This is a genomic window from Limnohabitans sp. TEGF004 (assembly GCF_027924965.1).
Taxonomy (GTDB): Bacteria; Pseudomonadota; Gammaproteobacteria; order Burkholderiales; family Burkholderiaceae_C; genus Limnohabitans.
Map to the genome: position 1 here is coordinate 164,069 of NZ_AP027056.1, position 20,858 is coordinate 184,926.

Consider the following 20,858-nt stretch of genomic DNA (forward strand, 5'->3'; position numbering starts at 1 on the left):
GCGCTTTATTTGAAGATGACGGTCTTGTGGCCGTTCAACAGCACGCGGTGTTCGCTGTGCCATTTCACAGCGCGGGCCAACACTTGGCTTTCTGTGTCACGGCCTTGGGCGGTGAAATCTTCCACGGTTTTGCTGTGGTCCACGCGGGCCACGTCTTGCTCAATGATGGGGCCTTCGTCCAAATCGGCGGTCACGTAGTGGGCGGTAGCGCCAATGAGCTTGACGCCACGGTCGTGGGCTTGGTAATACGGCTTGGCACCCTTGAAGCTGGGCAAGAAGCTGTGGTGAATGTTGATGGCGCGACCAGACAATTTCTTGCACAAGTCGTCGCTCAAAATTTGCATGTAGCGGGCCAGCACCACCAGCTCTGCGCCTTCAGCTTCAATCACTTCGTATGCTTTGGCTTCGGCTTGTGCCTTGGTCGCTGCGGTGACGGGAATGTGGTGGAACGGCACGTTGTAGCTGGCCGCCAGTTGGTAGAACTCGCGGTGGTTGCTGATGATGGCGCGAATGTCCAAAGGCAGCAGGCCGCTTTTGACGCGGAACAACAAGTCGTTCAGGCAATGGCCTTCTTTGCTGACCATCAACACCGTGCGCATAGGTTGGGTGGTGTCGTGCAGCGTCCACTTCATGCCGAAGGTGTCAGCAAAGGTGGCGAGCTGTGCACGCAAGTCGTCTTGGCCCACGGCATCGCAGGCGAATTGCACGCGCATGAAGAACAAGCCCGTGTCGGGGTCGTTGTACTGAGCGGCCTCTTCGATGTTGCCTTTGCGCTCCAGCAAAAAGCCAGACACGGCGTGCACGATGCCCTGGCGATCAGGGCAAGACAAATTAAGGATGTATGCAGTCATGTGCGCAATTGTAGGTAGGACTGGACATGAAAAAGGGCGCCGAAGCGCCCTAGGTGTCGTGCGTGTGCAGGCTCAGTGCACCACAACTGGGTTTTGGGCCAGCACGGCGTAGCCGGCCAAGGTGTCTTCCACCTCTTCTTGGGTGGGGGCGTTTTCTTGCCACGCACGCAAATGCACCTGAAATTGCTCGGCCCACGAGCCTTCGAGGTAAATCTCTTTGCCAGAACGTTTGTCCACGATCTCAAAGCCATGACGGGCCAAGGCAGGCACGTCGGGGCGGACAGGCACCAACGCGTCGTCTTGCACGTGCAGGTGCATCACGGAATACGTGTCGGAGTTGTAGAGCATGTCCATGGGAATCTTTCGGCTGAAAACGAATTGCATCTAAGCATATCGGATTCAAAAGCCCAAATTCAAGGGCTGGGTTTTTCGGCGGTGTTTAAAAGTTGGTCCACAAAGTCGCCGTTGGCGTTGGTGATGCGCAAACGCACAGGCAAATAGCCCAATGTGGGGGCAAACCAAAGCTCAATGTGCTGGTCAAACTCGCGACGTGGCTTGCGGTTGAGCTTGATGGCGTTGATCTCGCCAAAGGGCAATTGCAGCAATTCTTCTTTTTCCACCAAGAAGTGCCAGACCTCCGCCTCGCGCTGCGACACAGTTTGGAACGACAGCATCGTGCCCAGCGGGAAACGCGTGGCGTCGCCCGCCAATAGGGTGCTGATTTGAATCACCACGCTCAAGCGGTCTTGCGCGCCTTTGAGCAGCGGCGCATCGGGCGAATTGGCGCTGAAGCTGATGATGCCTTTGTCGCGCTGAAAGTGCGCAGCCAGTTCGCTGCGACCCTTGTCGCCAAAGCGTGTGGGCATGAGGCCTTCGGGCCCTAACGTGCCCTTGCTGACTTGGGTGCGCGAGCCAAGCAAAAATGCGCTGACGGTCAAACGCGAATCGTAGTTTTGGCCGTCTTGTTGCCACGCGAGTTCGGCCGAGGCCCAGTAATTCAAACCTTTGGCTTGGCCTTGCACTTTGTATTTCAGCAGAGCCGATTCGGGGGCTTTGAACGCGGTGGCTTGGGTGAGTCCATCGCTGCCGGTGCGGTTGTGAGGCGGCAAGTCAAGGCCAGAGGCCTGAGGAGGCGGCAGGGCGACAGGCGCAGCCAGGTCGACACCGAAATCGTCGAAGTTCAATGGTTTTGTTTTGGATGTCGATGCGTCGACAGCGCTTGCGTTGGCATTTGTATCCGCAGCATCAGTTGGCTTGGGTTGGGTGCGGGCCGGCTGCACAGGCTTTGGCACTTGCGGTGCGCGTGGTGCAGCGACCTCGATTTGGCGCGTCACCATGGCTTGGGGATGCAAAGGCTGGCCCGGCTCTGGCGTGAACCACATAGGGCCACCTGCCAGCAGCCAGAGGTGCATCAACAACACGCCAGACACCAGCAGCACCGCGTGTTTGCGCTGCAAATGCGGATGGCTAACAGGTGCGTTGTTGACGTGGGCGGCTACCTGCATGGCGGGCGCGTGTTCTTTCATAGAATCGTGGCATGAAATTAGCCACATACAAAGACGGTACACGCGATGGACAACTGGTGGTCGTGTCGCGCGACTTGAGCACCGCGCATTATGCGACGGGCATCGCCACCCGCATGCAGCAAGCGCTGGACGACTGGGGCTTCATCGCCCCCCAACTGCAAGACTTGTATGAGACTCTCAACAACGGCAAAGCGCGCCACGCCTTCCCGTTTGACCCTGCACTTTGCATGGCCCCGCTGCCCCGCGCCTACCAGCGCTTGACGGGCAATGCCTACGCCAATCACGCCGCCTTGTTAGGCGAGGGTGAGGGCGATTTGGTGATGCACCAAGCCGCCAGCGATGCACTGATGGGCGCAAACGACCATGTGGTGTGTGCCAATGAAAACTTAGGCGTGGATTTTTCTGCTGAAATCGCCGTCATCACAGGTGACGTGCCCGTGGGTGCATCGGCTGACGATGCGCTTGAAAGCATCCGCTTGGTTATGCTGTCCAACGCCATCACCCTGCGCAACGTCACACACAACGTGCAAAGCCACCCCGCTGTGTCATTCAGCCCTGTGGCCGTGACGCTGGATGAGCTGGGCGACGCGTGGGACAACGGCAGCGTGCACCTGACCGTGCAAGTGGCATGGAACGGCCGCAAGGTCGGCATGTGCGACGCAGGCACCGACATGACGCATCACTTCGGCCAACTCGTGGCCCACGCCAGCAAAACCCGCGCACTGCGCGCAGGCACCGTGGTCAACAGCGGCACAGTCAGCAATGCGGGCTTTGAGAAAAACGGCAAAACTGAGTGGCCCAAAGGCTATAGCTGCATCGCCGAAAAACGCGCCATGGAAACCGCGCTCGATGGCAAGGCCACCACCGAGTACATGAAGTTTGCCGACACTGTGCGCATCGATGCGAAAGGCAAAGATGGGCAAAGCGTGTTTGGTGCGATTGAGCAAGAGCTGTCGCCACTCAGCGCTTAAAAAAGGTTCAGTGCAAAAGAAAAAGCCCGCTTGAGTCCAAGCGGGCTTTTTTGTGGGTGGCGCGAACGCCAACCAAGATTACTTGATCAACGCTGGGTCTGCACCTAAGTTATCAAGCTTCTTGAAGTACTGACGCGCCATGGCCACCACTTGTGCGTCGGTGGGGTGGTCGCTGGCGATGCTGTCCACCACGTTCACATGGGCGTGGTGTTGTTTGCACCAGTCACGGAATTCGTCGCGTGCCAAGCCTGGGCCGGTCACCAATACCTCGTGCGTGCCTTCAAGGGCCTTTGCAATGTCGGCATACAAATGCGCAACTTCGTTGGGCTTGCCTTGGTGTTTGTGATGGCTGCGTGATTTGACGCGTTGGCTCTCCACGTGCTCACGGTCGAACATCAGCACGTGGGCTTCTTGGTGGTCCATCCAAACAACGGCGTGAAAAGTGGTCATGTGTTTTCTTTCTTAGTGGTGGTTGTGTTCAGATTTTTCTTGGCAGCCAATGCAGAGCGCTGCTTCGGGTGCTGCGTTCAGGCGTGCTTCGGAAATCGTGGCATCGCAATCGACGCAATGGCCATACGTGCCAGCACTTAAGCGAGCCAAGGCGTCGTCAATCGCAGCCAGCTCGGCGGTTTCGTGTTCGTTGATGGCGAACTCCAAATCGCGTGCGGTGTTGACCTGTGCGTCTGAGTCTTCGTTGTGCGCGAAGTGCTCGGCCGCCACTTCTGCGCGGCTGGCTTTGCCACCGCGTTGCTGTGCAATTTGTGCAAGCAAGTCGGCGCGTTGGGTTTCAAGCTTTTGCTTGAAGGCTGTGGCGTGTTGTGCGTCCATGGAAGCTCCTCTATTTATGGTTTGATGTTGCGCCCATCATGCGCTTCATTCCTTGATGGATGTCAATGAATCCTCGTTTTCACCTAGGCAGGGCAGACGTTGCGAATATGTCCAATGCGTCAGACATAATTTCAAACATGCAACGCTTGCGTCACGCCATCCAACTCACCCGCCTTGTGCTGGTGTGGTTTGCGTTGTCTGTTGGCGTGGCCATTGCATCGCCCATCGTCAACCCGCAGGGCATGGACTTGGTCTGTACCAGCACGGGCAGCATGAAGCTGGTGGTGCAAGGTGACGATGAAGCTGCCGCATCCAGCCACACGCTGGACTGCCCTTTGTGTGCCTCCATCAGCGCACCACCTCCTGCGTTGAACACTGCGTTGACCCAACCTTCCCCACTGGCCTATGTCATGCAGCCCATCGCTGCAGCGCACATGGCGGCCCTCGCTGCGCCCCCGCTGCCTTCGCGTGGGCCGCCTGAACTTTTCCTCTGAGTTTTAAACGGGCGCGCGGCCTTGTGCCGCCGCTTGGTGTGCTGGCTTTGTGCTGCGCGTTCGCACACAGGTCAGATGCAATTGACGCAAGTTCAAACAGAAGGAAACAAGATGAATCAATTTTTCAAAACACTCGCCCAGTGCATCTGGGCTTGCTTGGCGGCTACGGCGCTGCAGGCACACGCCCACATCGTCTTGACAGAACCGCAAGCGGTGGCTGGCAGTTATTACAAAGCTACGTTACGTGTGGGGCATGGCTGCAACGGTGCGGCAACCCATGGCCTGGTCGTGCAAGTGCCCGCTGGCTTTGAAGGGGCCAAGCCGCAACCCAAAGTAGGCTGGACCATCACCACCCGTAAAGCCCAACTGAACAAGCCGTACATCAGCCATGGCAAAACCGTGACCGACGATGTGGTGGAGTTGCGCTGGACGGCGACACACAAAGACAATGCCCTGCCCGATGACCAGTTTGATGAATTCGCCTTCATGGGACGTTTGCCCAACCAAGCAGGACCTTTATGGGTGAAGGTGTTGCAGGTGTGCGAGAACAGTCAAAATGATTGGTCAGACATTCCAACCCAAGGCACCTCGACACGCGGCCTCAAATCACCTGCTGCTTTGCTAGACGTGCAAGCTGCACCCAAACACGAACACCACCATTAATTCAAAGGAGCTTTTATGAAATTTACGAAACACCTCATCGCCGCCGCATTCGCCACTGTGTGCGCGGTCAACGCGTATGCCCAAAACGTGACCATCACCGACGCATGGGCACGCGCCACCGTGCAAGGCCAAAAGGCCACCGGCGCATTCATGAAAATAACCGCCAAAGACAACGCCAAATTGGTGGGTGTGAGCAGCCCTGTGGCAGGCGTGGCTGAGATTCACGAAATGAAGATGGACAAAGACGTGATGCGTATGAACGCCTTGCCCAACGGCCTAGACTTGCTCGCTGGCAAAGCGGTCGAGCTCAAGCCCGGCGGCTACCACGTGATGTTGATGGACTTGAAAGCACCCTTGGCCAAAGACACCACCGTGCCTGTGACGCTGACGTTTCAAGACGCCAAAGGCGTGAAGTCCAACGTGGAGCTGAAAGTGCAAGTGGGTATGCAAGCGCCCATGATGCAACATCAAAAACAGATGGAACACAACCACGCTGACCACAAGCACTGAGCTGTCAGCCAAGCGTGGGCTGGGTTTTGGTTTAATGCGACCTATACACACAGGAGACAGACATGACCAACCCAGCCGGTTTTGATTTCACCAAGTTCGTTCCGGGCTTTGACTTTTTAAAGAACCTCACGCCCGGAGGCGGTGCATCTGCCACCACCGCTGCGCCTGGCTGGGTGGCTCCAACGCTAGACCCTGAAGAGCTTGAGAAGCGCATTCAAGAACTCAAGACGGTTCAATTTTGGTTGGAGCAAAACAGCAAGGCGGTGGGCGCCACCATCCAGGCCCTCGAAGTGCAGCGCATGACGCTCAACACATTGAAGGGCATGAACATGAGCTTCAACGACTTGGCTGAGTCACTCAAGGTCAAACCGCAAGAAGCCGCAGAGCCTGCGCAACCCAAATATTCATTCACCCAAGCCGCCCCTGAGCAAGCAGCGTCCGCGCAAGAGGCCCCCAAGGCTGCAGCCAAAGCCAGCAAGTCACGTAGCAAAAAAGCAGCGGCTGTTGGTGTGGACCCTTCTCATTGGTGGGGTGCTTTGACGGACCAGTTTCAGCACATCGCTACGCATGCCATGAATGACATGGCGCATCGTGCACAAGCACACGCCACCACTGGTGCTGCCAAGCCTGCTGCTAAAAAAACGGCCGCCAAAACAGCAGCGCGCAAACCTGCTGCACGCAAAACACCCGCGCGCAAAACCGCAACCAAATCCAAGCGATGAAACTCTTTCCCTACGGTCACGCCACCCACCCGCAGTGGGAAATGGCCGCAGGCTTGGTGCTGGCGCAGTTGCGCGCGCACATGGCCTTGCCCGAGTACGCCAGTGCGCCGCACCTCGGCTTGGTGTACATCACCGACCATTACGCCACGCACGCACAAGACATCTTGTCGCATTTGAGTGCTGAACTGCCGGAGGTGACCGATTGGGCGGGCACCGTGGGCGTGGGCATTGCCGCCAACAACGTGGAGTACTTTGACGAGCCTGCACTCAGTGTGATGTTGTGTGATATTTCGCCTGAGCACTACCGCGTGTTCAGCGGTGTGGCTCCGTTGGCGCAAGCGGGCATGGGCGCCAAACATGGCAGCAGCTTTGTGCCGCACACGGCCTTGTTGCATGCCGATGCACACACGCCCGATGTGCCCGAGTTGATTGCCGAGCTGGCGCAACGCACGGCCAGCGGCTACGTGTTTGGTGGCTTGTCGGCCAGCCGAACAGACGTGGTGCAGTTCGCGTTGAACGGTGACGGCAACATGGCAGGCCAAGGCAAAGCCTCAGGGGTGTTTCATGGTGGCTTGAGCGGTGTGGCGTTTGATGCTGAGGTGGCTATGGTGTCGCGTGTCACGCAAGGCTGTTTGCCTGTGGCTCCAACCCACACCATCACCAGCGCGGACAACCATGTGGTGCTCACCTTAGACAACGAGCCAGCGCTTCATGTGTTGGAGCGCGATTTGAAAATCAGCTTGACCGACAAACAACCGGCCATTGCCAAAGTGCGCGCCACGCTGGTGGGCTTGTCGGCTGAACACGATGCCACCATCAAACGCACGGGTGAGTTTGACGATGCGGTGTTGGTTCGTCACATCGTCGGCATCGACCCAGCACGCGAAGCGGTGGCCGTGGCGCAGCCGGTGGAGGTGGGCATGCGCCTGACGTTTTGCGAACGCAATGCCGCTGCGGCACGCGCAGACCTCACGCGCATTTGCGCCGAAATTCGCGAGGCCCTAGAGCCCGAAGAAATGACGGCTGATTTGGCTGGGGCACTCAGTGCCGACACCAACATCAACCCGCATCCTGTGCGTCGTATGGCTGGCGCGATTTACGTGAGCTGTGCGGGCCGAGGCGGCCCTCACTTTGGCGCCCCCAGTGCAGAGTTGCACATCATCCGTCGCGCGTTGGGTGATGTGCCGTTGGTGGGTTTCTTTGCCGGTGGCGAAATTGCCCACCAAGAGCTGCATGGTTACACCGGCGTGTTGACGGTGTTCACCTCCGAGGCTTGATGGCGCAGCAGCCTCGTGGCGTGGTTCAAACGCCGCGCGCGCGGTCTTCTTTGAACTTGGCACGGAATGCGCCGAACTCTCCAGCCTCTAATGACTCACGCACTTCGCGCATGAGGTTGAGGTAGTAGTGCAGGTTGTGCACGGTGGTCAGCATGGGGCCGAGCATTTCGCCGCAACGGTCGAGGTGGTGCAAGTACGCACGGCTGAAGCCGCCGCTCGTTGTGCCGTCGGGGCGTGTGTGGCCTGCGCAGGTGTAGCAGGTGCAGGTGCTGTCGAGCGGGCCGTGGTCTGCCTTGTGGCGGGCGTTGCGAATTTTTAAATCGCCAAAGCGGGTGAACAGCGTGCCGTTGCGCGCATTGCGTGTGGGCATGACGCAGTCAAACATGTCCACGCCATCGGCCACGCCTTGTACCAAGTCTTCGGGGGTGCCCACGCCCATCAGGTAGCGGGGTTTGTGCTCAGGCAAGCGGTGGGGCGTGTGCGCCATGATTTCGAGCATTTGGTCTTTGGGCTCACCCACGCTCACGCCGCCCACGGCGTAGCCGGGGAAGTTCATCTCCACCAACGCGTCGAGTGACTCTTGACGCAGGTTGGTGAACATGCCACCTTGCACGATGCCAAACAAGGCATTGGGGTTTTCTAAGCGCGCAAATTCGTCTTTGCTGCGCACGGCCCAGCGACGGCTCATCTCCATCGACTTGCGGGCTTCTGCTTCCGTGGTGAGGTGGCCTTTGGTTTCATAGGGTGTGCACTCGTCGAGCTGCATCACGATGTCGCTGTTGAGCGTGGTTTGAATTTGCATGCTCACCTCGGGCGACATGAACAGCTTGTCGCCGTTCACGGGTGAGGCAAACGTCACCCCTTCTTCGGTGATCTTGCGCATCGCGCCCAGCGACCACACTTGAAAACCGCCGCTGTCGGTGAGGATGGGTTTGTTCCAACGCTCAAACTCGTGCAGGCCGCCAAAGCTTTGCATCACATCGAGGCCGGGGCGCATCCACAGGTGGAAGGTGTTGCCCAAAATAATTTGCGCGCCCATTTCTTCGAGGCTACGTGGCATCACGCCTTTGACCGTGCCGTAGGTGCCCACGGGCATGAAGATGGGTGTTTGCACCACGCCGTGGTTGAGCGTGAGCGTGCCGCGGCGAGCATGGCTGCCCGCGTAGCTGCCGTCTGCGGCAGGGGTGTCTTTTTTGAGAACGTCAAACTTCAACATGGTCGGTCTTTCAAGCGGTTCTTGATGCGGTGGTTTTCTCTAGCAGCATGGCGTCGCCGTAGCTGAAGAATCGGTATTGGTGGGCAATGGCGTGGCGGTACAGCGCGTGCATGTGGTCAAAGCCTGCAAACGCGCTGACCAACATGAGCAGCGTGCTCTTGGGCAAGTGAAAGTTGGTGATGAGCACATCCACCACTTTGAAGTCAAAGCCGGGTGTGATGAAGATTTGCGTGTCACCACTCGTCAGTCCACTTTGCGCCCAGCTTTCCAGCGTGCGCACACTCGTCGTGCCTACAGCCACCACGCGGCCACCGCGTGCGCGGCAGTCGGCAATGGCCTGCACCGTTTCGGTCGGAATGTTGTACCACTCGCTGTGCATCCTGTGCTCTGCCAAGTTCTCGGTCTTCACCGGCTGAAACGTGCCCGCGCCCACATGCAGCGTGACGCTGGCGCGTGACACGCCTTGGGCCTCTAACCCCTGTAACACACCTTCGTCAAAGTGCAGCGCCGCTGTGGGTGCAGCCGCAGCACCCGGGTGCTTGGCGAACACAGTTTGGTAACGGCGCTCGTCCTCGGCTTTGTCTTCCTCGGTTTGGTGCTGCGCGTCAGCGGTGTTTTGGTGGCGCGCAATGTAGGGCGGCAGCGGCATGTGGCCGTGCGCTTGCATCAGTGTGTGCGGCTCGTCGCTGAACTTGAAGCGAAACAGTTGGCCGTCTTCATTGGGCCAGCGGCCCAAGAGCGTGGCTGTGAAGCCGCCGTTATGCAAACCACCCGCCATGTACATCACGGCACCAACCTGCGGCTTTTTGCTGACCTTCATGTGGGCCACCACCTCGTGGCCGGTGAGCACGCGCTCAATCAAAAGCTCCAGTTTGCCGCCCGTGGCCTTTTCGCCAAATAGACGCGCTTTCACCACTTGGGTGTCGTTGAACACCAGCAAATCGCCGGGCTGCAACAGAGAGGGAATGTCTTTGAAAGTGCGGTTGGCCAGCTCATCGCTGCGACCATCTAACAAGCGCGAGGCGCTGCGTTCGGTGGTGGGGTGCTGGGCAATCAGGGACTCAGGCAGTTCGAAATCGAAATCGCTGAGCGTGTAAGTGTGTGACATGTGCTTGAGGGCCGGACGGGCCCGTTCCAAGTAAAAACAGCCGTGATTTTCGCACGGCTGTTTAAGGTGTCTCGTTAACTAGGTTTAGTTCATCACGAGATGGGTGGTTGAACCGTTGGCGTATTGGATATCAATAGAGATGAGTGTGAGACTTCCGTCGGCAGCGATTCGATACCTATCTTGTTCGGTAGATGTGAGTACGTTAGAAGCGTTGTATGTTTTTGAAATCAGGTTTGCTATGGCGGTAGTGGCTGTGTCTGCCTCAATCACGTAACTGTTTTGCTGAGTCCCTGAAGGTGTTGATTTTGTGCTGTTTGTGTATTTGTTGATAGTGCCTACAACGGCAACATCTCCGACTCGTGCGTTGTTCGGTAAGGATGGTGGCGATGTCCAAACGCCGTAATCCCCTCCCACGATGGCGAATCCGAGAGGTGCATAGTTTGAGTCGAAATAGCTTGTGGTTGTTCCAACGTTAGAGGCTGGGGTGCAGTTAGAAACTGTTAGGCTGGCTACAGAGCTTCTGGATAACGCAGCCGATCCTTCAAATACTGTGTTCGTCGTTGCAGGGCCACTTGTTAACGCAAAAGTTCCCGAGCAAGTTCCGCTAACCGTGAGCGTCGTTGAAAAACCGCTAGCAGTGAGTCTTGCATACCCCGCACGGATGTCAAAAGTGTTTGTTGATGAAACTGGTCCGCTTGAGCCGCCGCCACCTCCGCCACCTCCACACGCAGAAATCAAAAGAAGCAAGGCCGAAATAAAAAAGAGTTTCAAGGTTGTCATGGAATGCTTCTTAAATTGGTAAAGACAACCAAGGCTAATAGCGCAGACCCCCTAATCCACCTCATATACGAATTAGTGTGTATGTGAATTAGGCATAAATTGGGATGCTCCTCAGTGTGCAGCAACCCCTTTCTCGTTCGTTTGGCCAATGTGTCCGCTTCTTGCGGCAAGCACATGGCATGACGCAGGTCGAGTTCAGCGAAAAGTGCGGGTTCTACCAGACCTACCTCAGCCGCATTGAGAACGGCCAAGCGAACCCCACGCTCAATGCGATGGAGGTCATCGCGGTGGGGCTGGGGCTGACGGTGTTTGAGTTGTTTGAGCGCGTGCGGGAGCAGGCGCAGGCTGGTAAGCCTTAGTTCAAGCGGCCCTGAACCGTGAAGCCATCGGCGTCAAGACGGTCATATTGAATCAGTTGAAGTTGATTGACCCCGTTGCTCAAATTTACCAAGTAACGGAACTGTTCTGTTTTGCCAAGTGGCGCTGAGGCGTAGCTGGTGGTGGTCGTATCGTAGTGTTTGACTATGAGATTAAAGATGACAGAGTAGGCCGTGTCTTCTTCGATAGCGTAAGACCACACTTGTATGCCAACTTTGGCAGAGTTGCTACTTGTGTATTTGTCTACAACCCCAATGACGCCCGTATCCCCCACTTTTGCTGAGGTCGGAAAAGCAGCCACTGCTCGCCACACATAAACATATAAGTTGTCATAGGCGTAGTAGTTTTTGTATTGGCTGTTGACGACAGCGTAGTAGTAGTAGATGTTGGTGATGTTTGCTGCCGATTTGTTTTCGTAGGGCGAGTCACAAGGGCTTGCAGCGCCATAAGCAATATTGGTTGACACGACATTTGCCATAACTTGAACGCCTGCGATGTTGGCCGTGCTGTTGGACAAGATGTATGTGCCTGGACATGGACCGTGGGCTTTGAGTTGCGATGCGTACGGTGCATTGTTGAGGTTCGTCCAGGCATCTTGAATGTCAAAGCTGCTGGCCGAAATGGCGCGCGCACTGGGGTCTGAGCTGGCCCAGTCGTCGTTGCCAGCACCACCGCCGCACGCTGTGAGCGAGAGCGCCAAGACTAAGACACTTGTTAAGACTTCATGTTTCATTGTATTTTTGTATTCTTAAATACAAGTTATTGAATCACAATTGTTGCATTGCTGGTTATTTCTAGTTAACTTCTAGTTGGCGATTTGACGAGTTCATCCTCAATCGTGGTGCTGAAAAGGCTGTCTATGCGTGTTCAAAGAATGCAGGTGTTGCTGGTAGGGCTCTGTTTGAGCGGGCTTGCTTCGGCACAGGTCATGCAAGCTGGTCACGATGAGGCAGTGGATTACCCGCTTGGGCGTTACAACGCTCAGCTGGGCGTGGATGCGTGGCAGTTTTCAAATGGCCGCCCCGACCCTTTGTTGATGATGTCGACCAACGCGCAATGGCATTACCGACCTGTTTCACCGTGGGGTACTTTTGATGGCCGCTTGATGGTTTCCCCGAGGGCCACGTTGGCATTTAAGGCGCGCAGCAACCAAGAGATGGGGTCTCATGTCGATGAGCTCAGTGCAGATTGGGCAATTTCCCCGCGTCTAGGTGTGAAGCTTGGCGTGGTGGACTACAAAACCAGCTGGTGCCGCACATATGACATTGACTCGCCTTGGGTGCGTGAGAACGACCCGTTTTGCACGGTGGTGGATGTCAGCGGCCCTAGCGGAGGTGCGCCCGGTGCGCAGCTGTATACGAATATGCAAGTAGGTGCTTATCGTTTGCAGGGAATTGCTGGCGTCTACAGCCCTTTGTGGTTCGGCTATAACAAGACCGAATTTTCAAACCTCACGTATTCAAACAGTCGCGTCGAGAAGAACAACAAGCAAGGCTTCTCAATCAATGCCTTAAATTTGGATACCGCGACGGAGTTTCGATTCGGATACTTGGCCACACAGCAAGAGCAGGCAGTCCATGGCGGCTGGAATGCGCCAGACTTTCGGGTGGACCAGGTGTATGACATCACGTTTGCAGGCGTGAGTTTTTACGCGATGCCCAAGCTCAATGTGCGCATGCAAACACTGCGTCACGCGATGTCCAACAAGAATGTGGTGGAGCCCGGTTCTAGCTATCCGCACACCGTCCGGGGCAACGTGCTGTTACGGCGCTCGTATGTGATGGAGTTCAATTACCAACAGGATGCGCAGAACGTGTTTGCATTTGCTGCCTCCAAGTTTTTGATGCACAACGCTTTGACTAGAACCAACTATCCCTATTCAGGCTACACGGTGTATCCAGATTTTTCAGATTACACACAGCGAAGTTTTTCTGTGGCGTGGCGACATGATTGGCCCGAAGGCTTATTCACCGCAGTTCAGCTCACGCGCAGCAGTTTGGTCGACACGAGCTCTTATTACGGGTATGACAAAGCGATGCATGCCAACGGCTTAGGTATGCGCCTCGGCTACCAGTTTTAAAAACCGCTTGGCGGCGGGCACAATCAATGCCCATGCCGCCCGCAGAAAAAGCCTCGACCAAACCCCTCTCCGCACCGCAAAAAGCGCTGCGCAAGCTCGGGCTGGACCGCGACATTGATTTGGCCCTGCACCTGCCGCTGCGCTACGAAGACGAAACGCGCATCGTGCGTCTGGCTGACACGCGCGAGGGTGACATGGCGCAAATCGAAGCTACGGTGGTGTCGTGTGACATCGCCTACAAACCGCGCCGCCAATTGCTTGTGGTGGTGGACGATGGCTCAGACACTTGCACGCTGCGCTTCTTCAGCTTCTACCCTTCACAACAAAAGGCGTTGGCCGTGGGTAATCGCTTGCGTTTGCGCGGCGAGGTGAAGGGTGGCTTTATGGGGCGCACGATGATGCACCCCGGCTTCAGTATGGCGGGTGGCGAGCTGCCCAATGCGCTGACGCCCGTGTACCCCACGTCGGCAGGTTTGCCGCAGGTGTATTTGCGTAAGGCAGTACACAGCGGGCTGGTGCATGCGGCGCGACACGGTGCGTTTGTCGAGACGATTCCGCCCGAGCACATGCCGCGCTCGGCCATGAGTGCTGGCGCGAAGGCGTGGAGCCTTGAGCAGGCCTTGCACTTTTTGCACCACCCCACGCCCGATGTGTCGCTGGCGCAGCTGGAAGACCGCACACACCCTGCGTGGCAGCGGCTGAAAGCCGAAGAGTTGTTGGCGCAGCAGCTGTCGCAACTGCAGTCCAAACGTGCGCGTGACGAACTGCATGCGCCGGCCTTAGTGCTGAAAAAAGGCGGTTTGCACGAGCAGTTGTTGGGTGTGTTGCCATTTGGTTTGACCGGCGCGCAACGCCGCGTGGGTGAAGAAATTGCGCAAGACTTGATGCGCCAAGTGCCCATGCACCGTTTGCTGCAAGGCGATGTGGGTTCGGGCAAAACTGTGGTGGCGGCATTGGCTGCAGCGGTGGCGATGGATGGCGGTTGGCAATGTGCGCTGATGGCTCCAACTGAAATTTTGGCCGAGCAACACTTTCGCAAACTGATTGGTTGGCTAGAGCCTTTGCTCACGCCGTTGGGCAAGCGCGTAGCATGGCTCACGGGGAGCCAAAAGAAGAAAGAACGCACCGAAATGTTGGGGCTCATCGCCAGTGGCGAAGCTGCTTTGGTGGTGGGCACGCATGCGGTGATTCAAGAGCAGGTCGTCTTTAAAAACTTGGCACTGGCCATCATCGACGAACAACACCGCTTTGGTGTGGCACAGCGCTTGGCGCTGCGCGAGAAGATGCTCACACACGACGGCATGCCACAGCAAGAGCCGCACATGCTGATGATGAGTGCCACGCCCATTCCGCGCACCTTGGCGATGAGCTATTACGCCGACCTCGATGTGTCGACGTTAGACGAATTGCCACCAGGCCGCACGCCGGTGGTGACCAAGCTGGTATCAGAGTCACGACGTGATGAGTTGATTGAACGCATTCGCCACCAGCTCGATGAAGGCCGTCAGGTGTATTGGGTGTGCCCGTTGATTGAAGAAAGCGAAGCGCTCGATTTGACCAATGCCACCGAAACGCATGCCTTGTTGATGGATGCGCTCAACTACCCTGGCACAAAGCCGGTGTTGGTGGGGCTGCTGCATTCGCGCATGCCACCTGCTGACAAAAAGGCGGTGATGGCGCAGTTTGAAAGTGGCGCCATGGGCGTGCTGGTCAGCACCACCGTGATTGAAGTGGGCGTGGATGTGCCCAATGCCTCGCTGATGGTGATTGAGCACGCCGAGCGTTTTGGCCTCAGTCAGTTGCACCAGTTGCGTGGGCGTGTAGGGCGCGGCGCGGCTGCTTCTGCCTGCGTGCTGATGTATGCCACGGGCGAGAGTGGGCGCGTGAGCGAGACGGCGCGCGAGCGGCTGCGTGCAATGGTGGAAACCTCGGATGGGTTTGAAATTGCACGACGCGATTTAGAAATTCGTGGCCCCGGCGAGTTCTTGGGCGCACGCCAATCGGGTGCCGCATTGCTGCGTTTTGCAGACTTGGCAGAAGACGGTGAGCTGTTGCAATGGGCCAGAGAGTTGGCCCCGCTGATGCTGGACATGTACTCCGAGTTGGCCGAGCGACACGTGAGCCGCTGGTTGGGTGGAAAATCGGATTTCTTGAAGGCTTAACTTTAGAAACGCACATGACCCTGACCGAACTCAAATACATCGTGGCCGTTGCCCGCGAAAAGCACTTTGGTCGAGCAGCCGAGGCCTGCTTTGTGTCGCAACCCACGCTGTCGGTGGCCATCAAAAAACTCGAAGAAGAGTTGGATGTGAAGCTGTTTGAACGCAGCGCCAACGAAGTGACCGTCACGCCCTTGGGCGAAGAAATCATCCGCCAAGCGCAAAGTGTGTTGGAGCAGGCCGCCAACATCAAAGAAATTGCCAAGCGCGGCAAAGACCCATTGGCCGGCCCGTTGAAGCTGGGTGTGATTTACACGATTGGTCCGTACTTGCTGCCAAGCTTGGTGCGACAAGCCATTTCTAAAACACCGCAAATGCCGCTGATGCTGCAAGAAAATTTCACTGTCAAGTTGATGGAGATGTTGCGAACAGGCGAGATTGATTGCGCCATCTTGGCAGAGCCGTTCCCAGACACGGGCTTGGCTACCGCGCCCTTGTACGACGAGCCCTTCATGGCCGCCGTTCCCAGCAATCATCCGCTGGCGACCTTGAAGCATGTCAGTGCGGATGAGTTGAAGAACGAAACCATGTTGCTGTTGGGCAATGGTCATTGCTTTCGCGACCATGTGCTGGAGGTGTGCCCAGAATTTGCGCGTTTCTCTAGCAATGCTGAGGGTATTCAAAAGAGTTTCGAAGGCTCGTCGTTGGAGACCATCAAGCACATGGTGGCCGCTGGTATGGGTGTGACACTGGTGCCGCGTTTGAGCGTGCCGAAAGAGGCACTGAACACACAAGCCAAGCGTAAAAAAAGCGAAGAGACGTATGTGCGCTACTTGCCCATTACCGACGATAAGGGGGGCAAGCCGCCCACGCGCCGTGTGGTGTTGGCGTGGCGTCGCAGCTTCACGCGTTACGAGGCGATTGCCGCTTTGCGCAATGCCATCTATGCCTGCGAACTGCCAGGCGTGAACCGCTTGTCGTAATAGGTGTGTGCATGCGTGAACGCCTGAGCCTCTATTTAGATTTGATTCGTTGGAACCGCCCAGCGGGCTGGTTACTGCTGCTGTGGCCTTCTCTCTCTGCCTTGTGGGTGGCGGCCGATGGCTGGCCCGGTTGGCATTTGGTGGCGGTGTTTGTGTTGGGCACGATCCTGATGCGTAGTGCGGGCTGCTGCATCAACGATGTGGCCGACCGTGATTTTGACCGTCACGTCAAACGCACGGCAGAGCGGCCCGTCACGCGAGGGGCAGTGTCTGTGCGCGAGGCCTTGCTAGTGGGCGCTGTGCTGGCGCTTGCTGCTTTTGGTTTTGTACTCACTACCAACCCTACCACCATCGCGTGGTCGTTTGCAGGCTTGGCTGTGACCTTGATTTACCCCTACGCCAAACGCTATGTGTCGATGCCGCAAGCGGTGTTGGGCGTGGCGTTTAGCTTTGGCATTCCTTTGGCGTTTGTAGCGGTTGGCAGTGCCGACTTGGCGTGGCAAGACATCAACCTGCAAACCTTGAGCGACGCTGTACCCATGCAGGCTTGGGGTTTGATGTTGTTCAATTTGTTTTGGGTGTTGGCCTACGACACTGAGTACGCCATGGTGGATCGTGACGACGACATTCGCATTGGTATGAAGACCTCGGCCATCACTTTGGGTCGTCACGACATATCGGCCATCATGGCGTTTTATGCGGTCTATCTGTGCGGCTGGTATGGCTTGCTTGAGTCAGAGAAGTTAGGCAGCGCTTGGACGTTTGCTTTGATCTTGGCGAGCCTGCAAGCGCTGTGGCACTTTTTGCTGATCTTGGATCGTTCACGAGATGGTTGCTTTAGAGCGTTTCGGTTGAACCACTGGTTGGGTGCAACCGTATTTGCTGGTGTGGCTTTGGGTTATGCCATGCGTTGAATCGCTGAGACTTAAATATGAAAAAAGCGCTTGTGGCAGATGCCTCAAGCGCTTTTTGTTTGCAAGTATTAAGCGGTTGGCTTAGTGAGCTTTTGCCTTTTTAGACTTCTTCTTTTTCAATTTCTTTTTCTTGGCCTTTTTGGCTTTTTTGTCCGCTTTAGCAGGAGCTGCTGGTGCGGCATTGGTGTTGCTAGGCGCAGCTTGGTCGGGTTGAGCGACAGGTGCCGTAGGCATGGCGGGCGCTTGTGCTTCAGATGCCAATGGCATACCTAAAGCGGCAACGGATAAAAGAGAAAGAAGGAGTTTGTTCATGGAGACAGAGGATTAAAAAACAATGGCGCATTGTCTCATTACTTGTAGGGATTTAAGCCCCAAACTCGTCGCCGAGCTCGTGGGCGCGTAGTTCTGCGACTTTGAGCGCCGCTTGAAATAGATCGCTCACATGGGCGTTTTGCATGGAGGTGAGCGCTGCGTAAGTTGTGCCGCCCTTGGATGTGACGCGCTCGCGCAGCACAGAAGGGGGTTCGCTGGCGGTTTTCGCCAGTTGTGATGCGCCCTCAAAGGTACCGATGGCCAGCTGTGTCGCTTGTTCAGCGGTTAGGCCCATCTTCACGCCGGCTTCCACCATGGCTTCGATGAAGAAGAACACATAAGCAGGGCCAGAACCCGAGATGGCGGTGACCGCATCCAGCAAGGGCTCGTCCTTGACCCACAGCAGAGCGCCGGTGGTTGCAATGACTTGTTCGATCCATGCTTTGTCTGTGTCTGTTACGGCGGCGCGAGCAAAAAGACCCGTCTGACCGAGGCCAACCAAAGCGGGCGTGTTGGGCATGGCGCGCACCACGCGTTCAGTACCTAGCCAATTGGCTATGCTGTCGCTGCGAATGCCAGCAGCCACACTCAGGTGCAGCGAGTGGGCGCAGAAATCGCGTGTTTGTTGAGCAGCTTCTTTGAAGGTTTGTGGTTTTACAGCCCAAATCACCAAGCCTGCTTCGGCTAATGTGGCATCGGCTGCGGCTAAAACGCGCACGCCAAATTGGGCCAGCAGGCGCTGGCGCGCTTCTTCAAAAGGCTCGACAACCAAGATGTGATTGGCGGGCGTGCCTTGCTTGATGAGGCCACCAATGATGGCGCTGGCCATGTTGCCGCCGCCAATGAATGCAAGGGTTTGAGAGGTGGTAGAAGGTGTAGACATAGAAGAATTGTCGGGCAAACTAAAAAGAATCGTGAAAAAAGTTTGACGCGGGCCAAAAAGTTATGGCATAATTTGCGGCTCCGCTAAAAAAAGCGGGGTTTATCTGCCCCAAGTTGAAGCGTTGCGAGTGGTTCGCGATGTGGATGACGGGCCCAAGACTGATCGGTCCGGTGCATAACGTAAGTTGTGTGAAGACTGATGCAAGTTGGGAATATTGAAATGATCCAAACTGAAACACGGTTAGATGTCGCTGACAACACCGGTGCGAAGTCCGTTTTGTGCATTAAAGTGCTCGGCGGTTCTAAGCGTCGCTATGCAAGCGTGGGCGACATCATCAAGGTGAGCATTAAAGAAGCCGCTCCGCGTGGCCGCGTCAAAAAAGGCGAGGTGTATAGCGCTGTTGTGGTCCGTACTGCCAAAGGCATCCGCCGTGGCGACGGTTCGCTCGTCAAATTCGATGGCAACGCAGCTGTGTTGCTCAATGCAAAGTTGGAGCCTATCGGCACCCGTATCTTCGGCCCAGTGACGCGCGAGTTGCGCACTGAGAAGTTCATGAAGATCGTGTCATTGGCTCCTGAAGTTCTGTAAGGACTAAACAATGAACAAGATTCGCAAAGGCGACCAAGTCATCGTCCTTACTGGACGCGACAAAGGTAAACGTGGCGTTGTGTCGCTGCGTAAAGATGACAGCCACTTGGTGGTCGACGGCATTAACTTGGTGAAAAAACACACCAAGCCAAACCCAATGGCTGGCACGCAAGGTGGCATCGTTGATAAAACAATGCCCATCCATCAGTCCAACGTAGCTATCTTCAATGCTGCTACAGGTAAGGCTGATCGTGTTGGCATCAAAGTCCTGGCAGACGGCAGCAAAGTGCGTGTCTTCAAGTCCAGCGGCGAAGAAATCAAGGCGGCATAAATATGGCACGACTCCAACAACACTACCGTGAAAAAGTGGCTGCTGAGCTGACTGAAAAGTTTGGTTACAAGTCGCCCATGCAAGTTCCACGTTTGACCAAAATCACGTTGAACATGGGTGTGAGCGAAGCTGTGGCTGATAAGAAAGTCATGGACAACGCAGTCAGCGACTTGACCAAAATTGCAGGCCAAAAGCCTGTGGTGACCAAGGCTAAAAAGGCGATTGCGGGTTTCAAAATCCGTGAAGGCCAGCCTATCGGTTGCATGGTGACTTTGCGCGGCGTTCAGATGTATGAATTCCTGGATCGTTTCGTGACCGTGGCTTTGCCTCGCGTTCGTGACTTCCGTGGTATCTCTGTTCGCGCTTTCGATGGCCGTGGTAACTACAACATTGGCGTTAAAGAGCAAATCATTTTCCCTGAGATCGAATACGACAAAGTTGACGCTTTGCGCGGTTTGAACATCAGCATCACCACGACGGCTAAGACTGACGAAGAGTGCAAGGCGCTTCTCGCTGGTTTCCGTTTCCCATTCAAGACAGAGGTGGCACGTGGCTAAACAAGCATTGATCGAGCGCGAGCTCAAGCGTGACCGTTTGGTTGCAAAGTATGCTGCTAAGCACGCAGAGTTGAAGGCTATCGCCAACGACTTCAAGCGTAGCGATGAAGAGCGCGCAATGGCCCGTTTGGGTCTGCAAAAGCTGCCACGCAACGCGAACCCAACACGTCAACGTAACCGTTGCGCAATCACCGGTCGTCCACGTGGCACGTTCCGCCAATTCGGCCTTGGCCGCGCCAAGATCCGTGAATTAGCCTTCCAAGGCAACATTCCCGGCATCACCAAAGCCAGCTGGTAATAGGCAGGAGATTCAATATGAGCATGAGTGATCCAATCGCCGACTTGCTGACTCGCATCCGCAACGCGCAAATGGTGGCTAAACCCACCGTGATGGTGCCTTCTTCTAAAGTGAAGATCGCCATTGCGCAAGTGCTGAAAGACGAAGGCTACATCGACGGTTTTCAAATTAAAAAAGACGCTGGTAAGACTGAGCTTGAGATCACTCTCAAGTACTACGCAGGTCGTCCAGTGATCGAACGCATTGAGCGCGTGAGCCGTCCCGGCCTGCGCGTTTACAAAGGCTGCGGCGCTATCCCCCAAGTCATGAATGGCATGGGTGTGGCAATTGTCACAACACCTCAAGGTGTGATGACTGACCGCAAAGCACGCGCTACCGGTGTCGGTGGCGAAGTGTTGTGCTACGTCGCTTAACCGCAGCCTAAAGGAA

27 protein-coding genes are annotated in these 20,858 nt (G+C 56.2%); 16 read left to right on the plus strand and 11 right to left on the minus strand.

The window, feature by feature from the left end; genetic code table 11:
* Nucleotides 1-5 precede the first annotated feature (5 nt).
* The 3 genes from purU to LINBF2_RS00890 all read right to left on the minus strand — a co-directional run bounded on the left by purU (nucleotide 6) and on the right by LINBF2_RS00890 (nucleotide 2,377).
* Entirely contained in the window at nucleotides 6-851 is an 846-nt protein-coding gene (gene purU / locus LINBF2_RS00880; protein ID WP_281889684.1) for a formyltetrahydrofolate deformylase, read from the minus strand.
* A gap of 72 nt (nucleotides 852-923) precedes the next feature.
* Nucleotides 924-1,205 (minus strand): DUF3567 domain-containing protein, encoded by a 282-nt coding sequence (locus LINBF2_RS00885; protein ID WP_104796754.1) that lies wholly within the window; start codon nucleotides 1,203-1,205, stop codon nucleotides 924-926.
* Nucleotides 1,206-1,264: 59 nt separating this feature from the next.
* Complete coding sequence (locus tag LINBF2_RS00890; RefSeq protein WP_281889685.1) at nucleotides 1,265-2,377, minus strand: DUF3108 domain-containing protein; 1,113 nt, start codon at nucleotides 2,375-2,377, stop codon at nucleotides 1,265-1,267.
* An 11-nt stretch (nucleotides 2,378-2,388) separates the two neighbouring features.
* Here LINBF2_RS00890 and LINBF2_RS00895 point away from each other — a divergent pair, with 11 nt between their 5' ends.
* Nucleotides 2,389-3,348 carry a fumarylacetoacetate hydrolase family protein gene (locus tag LINBF2_RS00895; protein WP_281889686.1) on the plus strand — a complete coding sequence of 320 codons (960 nt, stop codon included), beginning with the start codon at nucleotides 2,389-2,391 and terminating at the stop codon, nucleotides 3,346-3,348.
* Between the two features lie 78 nt (nucleotides 3,349-3,426).
* Here LINBF2_RS00895 and LINBF2_RS00900 read toward each other — a convergent pair whose 3' ends face one another.
* Both LINBF2_RS00900 and LINBF2_RS00905 read right to left on the minus strand, forming a co-directional pair.
* A complete protein-coding gene (locus LINBF2_RS00900) occupies nucleotides 3,427-3,798 on the minus strand; it encodes a hypothetical protein (RefSeq protein WP_281889687.1) in 372 nt (123 codons plus the stop codon).
* A gap of 12 nt (nucleotides 3,799-3,810) precedes the next feature.
* Nucleotides 3,811-4,176 carry a TraR/DksA family transcriptional regulator gene (locus LINBF2_RS00905; protein ID WP_281889688.1) on the minus strand — a complete coding sequence of 122 codons (366 nt, stop codon included), beginning with the start codon at nucleotides 4,174-4,176 and terminating at the stop codon, nucleotides 3,811-3,813.
* A gap of 137 nt (nucleotides 4,177-4,313) precedes the next feature.
* Here LINBF2_RS00905 and LINBF2_RS00910 point away from each other — a divergent pair, with 137 nt between their 5' ends.
* The 5 genes from LINBF2_RS00910 to LINBF2_RS00930 all read left to right on the plus strand — a co-directional run bounded on the left by LINBF2_RS00910 (nucleotide 4,314) and on the right by LINBF2_RS00930 (nucleotide 7,842).
* Nucleotides 4,314-4,670, plus strand: a complete 357-nt coding sequence (locus LINBF2_RS00910) for a DUF2946 family protein (protein WP_281889689.1) — start codon at nucleotides 4,314-4,316, stop codon at nucleotides 4,668-4,670.
* Between the two features lie 111 nt (nucleotides 4,671-4,781).
* Nucleotides 4,782-5,333 carry a YcnI family protein gene (locus LINBF2_RS00915; protein ID WP_104797135.1) on the plus strand — a complete coding sequence of 184 codons (552 nt, stop codon included), beginning with the start codon at nucleotides 4,782-4,784 and terminating at the stop codon, nucleotides 5,331-5,333.
* Between the two features lie 15 nt (nucleotides 5,334-5,348).
* Nucleotides 5,349-5,843 (plus strand): copper chaperone PCu(A)C, encoded by a 495-nt coding sequence (locus tag LINBF2_RS00920; RefSeq protein WP_281889692.1) that lies wholly within the window; start codon nucleotides 5,349-5,351, stop codon nucleotides 5,841-5,843.
* 62 nt (nucleotides 5,844-5,905) lie between these two features.
* Nucleotides 5,906-6,565, plus strand: coding sequence for a PhaM family polyhydroxyalkanoate granule multifunctional regulatory protein (locus LINBF2_RS00925; protein ID WP_281889694.1), 660 nt, complete (start codon nucleotides 5,906-5,908; stop codon nucleotides 6,563-6,565).
* On the plus strand, nucleotides 6,562-7,842 hold the full coding sequence (locus tag LINBF2_RS00930; protein WP_281889696.1) for an FIST N-terminal domain-containing protein: 1,281 nt from the start codon (nucleotides 6,562-6,564) through the stop codon (nucleotides 7,840-7,842). The genes LINBF2_RS00925 and LINBF2_RS00930 overlap by 4 nt, the downstream gene beginning before the upstream one ends.
* Before the next feature lie 25 nt (nucleotides 7,843-7,867).
* Here the strand turns inward: LINBF2_RS00930 and tgt are convergent, their stop codons facing one another.
* The 3 genes from tgt to LINBF2_RS00945 form a co-directional block, all read right to left on the minus strand.
* Nucleotides 7,868-9,058 carry a tRNA guanosine(34) transglycosylase Tgt gene (tgt, locus tag LINBF2_RS00935; protein ID WP_281889698.1) on the minus strand — a complete coding sequence of 397 codons (1,191 nt, stop codon included), beginning with the start codon at nucleotides 9,056-9,058 and terminating at the stop codon, nucleotides 7,868-7,870.
* 10 nt (nucleotides 9,059-9,068) lie between these two features.
* On the minus strand, nucleotides 9,069-10,166 hold the full coding sequence (gene queA, locus LINBF2_RS00940) for a tRNA preQ1(34) S-adenosylmethionine ribosyltransferase-isomerase QueA (RefSeq protein WP_281889700.1): 1,098 nt from the start codon (nucleotides 10,164-10,166) through the stop codon (nucleotides 9,069-9,071).
* 84 nt (nucleotides 10,167-10,250) lie between these two features.
* On the minus strand, nucleotides 10,251-10,946 hold the full coding sequence (locus tag LINBF2_RS00945; RefSeq protein ID WP_281889702.1) for a hypothetical protein: 696 nt from the start codon (nucleotides 10,944-10,946) through the stop codon (nucleotides 10,251-10,253).
* Nucleotides 10,947-11,050: 104 nt separating this feature from the next.
* Between LINBF2_RS00945 and LINBF2_RS00950 the strand changes: the two genes are divergently transcribed.
* Nucleotides 11,051-11,305: a helix-turn-helix transcriptional regulator gene (locus LINBF2_RS00950; RefSeq protein ID WP_281889704.1), complete on the plus strand. Its 255-nt coding sequence runs from the start codon at nucleotides 11,051-11,053 to the stop codon at nucleotides 11,303-11,305.
* Here LINBF2_RS00950 and LINBF2_RS00955 read toward each other — a convergent pair.
* Nucleotides 11,302-12,057 carry a hypothetical protein gene (locus LINBF2_RS00955; protein ID WP_281889706.1) on the minus strand — a complete coding sequence of 252 codons (756 nt, stop codon included), beginning with the start codon at nucleotides 12,055-12,057 and terminating at the stop codon, nucleotides 11,302-11,304. The genes LINBF2_RS00950 and LINBF2_RS00955 overlap by 4 nt on opposite strands.
* 195 nt (nucleotides 12,058-12,252) lie before the next feature.
* Here LINBF2_RS00955 and LINBF2_RS00960 point away from each other — a divergent pair, with 195 nt between their 5' ends.
* The 4 genes from LINBF2_RS00960 to LINBF2_RS00975 are packed head-to-tail and all read left to right on the plus strand — an operon-like array spanning nucleotide 12,253 to nucleotide 17,460.
* Nucleotides 12,253-13,404: a hypothetical protein gene (locus LINBF2_RS00960; RefSeq protein ID WP_281889707.1), complete on the plus strand. Its 1,152-nt coding sequence runs from the start codon at nucleotides 12,253-12,255 to the stop codon at nucleotides 13,402-13,404.
* A 26-nt stretch (nucleotides 13,405-13,430) separates the two neighbouring features.
* Entirely contained in the window at nucleotides 13,431-15,566 is a 2,136-nt protein-coding gene (gene recG, locus LINBF2_RS00965) for an ATP-dependent DNA helicase RecG (RefSeq protein ID WP_281889709.1), read from the plus strand.
* A gap of 14 nt (nucleotides 15,567-15,580) precedes the next feature.
* On the plus strand, nucleotides 15,581-16,546 hold the full coding sequence (locus LINBF2_RS00970) for a LysR substrate-binding domain-containing protein (RefSeq protein WP_281889711.1): 966 nt from the start codon (nucleotides 15,581-15,583) through the stop codon (nucleotides 16,544-16,546).
* An 11-nt stretch (nucleotides 16,547-16,557) separates the two neighbouring features.
* Nucleotides 16,558-17,460 (plus strand): 4-hydroxybenzoate octaprenyltransferase, encoded by a 903-nt coding sequence (locus tag LINBF2_RS00975; RefSeq protein WP_281889713.1) that lies wholly within the window; start codon nucleotides 16,558-16,560, stop codon nucleotides 17,458-17,460.
* 81 nt (nucleotides 17,461-17,541) lie between these two features.
* Here LINBF2_RS00975 and LINBF2_RS00980 read toward each other — a convergent pair whose 3' ends face one another.
* Nucleotides 17,542-17,772: a hypothetical protein gene (locus LINBF2_RS00980; RefSeq protein ID WP_104796739.1), complete on the minus strand. Its 231-nt coding sequence runs from the start codon at nucleotides 17,770-17,772 to the stop codon at nucleotides 17,542-17,544.
* Between the two features lie 52 nt (nucleotides 17,773-17,824).
* Entirely contained in the window at nucleotides 17,825-18,655 is an 831-nt protein-coding gene (proC, locus tag LINBF2_RS00985) for a pyrroline-5-carboxylate reductase (RefSeq protein ID WP_281889716.1), read from the minus strand.
* A gap of 219 nt (nucleotides 18,656-18,874) precedes the next feature.
* Here proC and rplN point away from each other — a divergent pair, with 219 nt between their 5' ends.
* From rplN to rpsH, 5 genes are read left to right on the plus strand one after another with little or no spacing between them, the layout of a single operon-like run.
* A complete protein-coding gene (gene rplN, locus LINBF2_RS00990) occupies nucleotides 18,875-19,243 on the plus strand; it encodes a 50S ribosomal protein L14 (RefSeq protein ID WP_053172537.1) in 369 nt (122 codons plus the stop codon).
* Nucleotides 19,244-19,253: 10 nt separating this feature from the next.
* Nucleotides 19,254-19,574, plus strand: a complete 321-nt coding sequence (gene rplX, locus LINBF2_RS00995; protein ID WP_281889718.1) for a 50S ribosomal protein L24 — start codon at nucleotides 19,254-19,256, stop codon at nucleotides 19,572-19,574.
* 2 nt (nucleotides 19,575-19,576) lie between these two features.
* Nucleotides 19,577-20,131 carry a 50S ribosomal protein L5 gene (gene rplE, locus LINBF2_RS01000; protein WP_281889720.1) on the plus strand — a complete coding sequence of 185 codons (555 nt, stop codon included), beginning with the start codon at nucleotides 19,577-19,579 and terminating at the stop codon, nucleotides 20,129-20,131.
* Nucleotides 20,124-20,429: a 30S ribosomal protein S14 gene (rpsN, locus tag LINBF2_RS01005; RefSeq protein ID WP_104796735.1), complete on the plus strand. Its 306-nt coding sequence runs from the start codon at nucleotides 20,124-20,126 to the stop codon at nucleotides 20,427-20,429. The genes rplE and rpsN overlap by 8 nt, the downstream gene beginning before the upstream one ends.
* A 17-nt stretch (nucleotides 20,430-20,446) precedes the next feature.
* Nucleotides 20,447-20,842 (plus strand): 30S ribosomal protein S8, encoded by a 396-nt coding sequence (gene rpsH, locus LINBF2_RS01010; protein ID WP_104796734.1) that lies wholly within the window; start codon nucleotides 20,447-20,449, stop codon nucleotides 20,840-20,842.
* Nucleotides 20,843-20,858 lie beyond the last annotated feature (16 nt).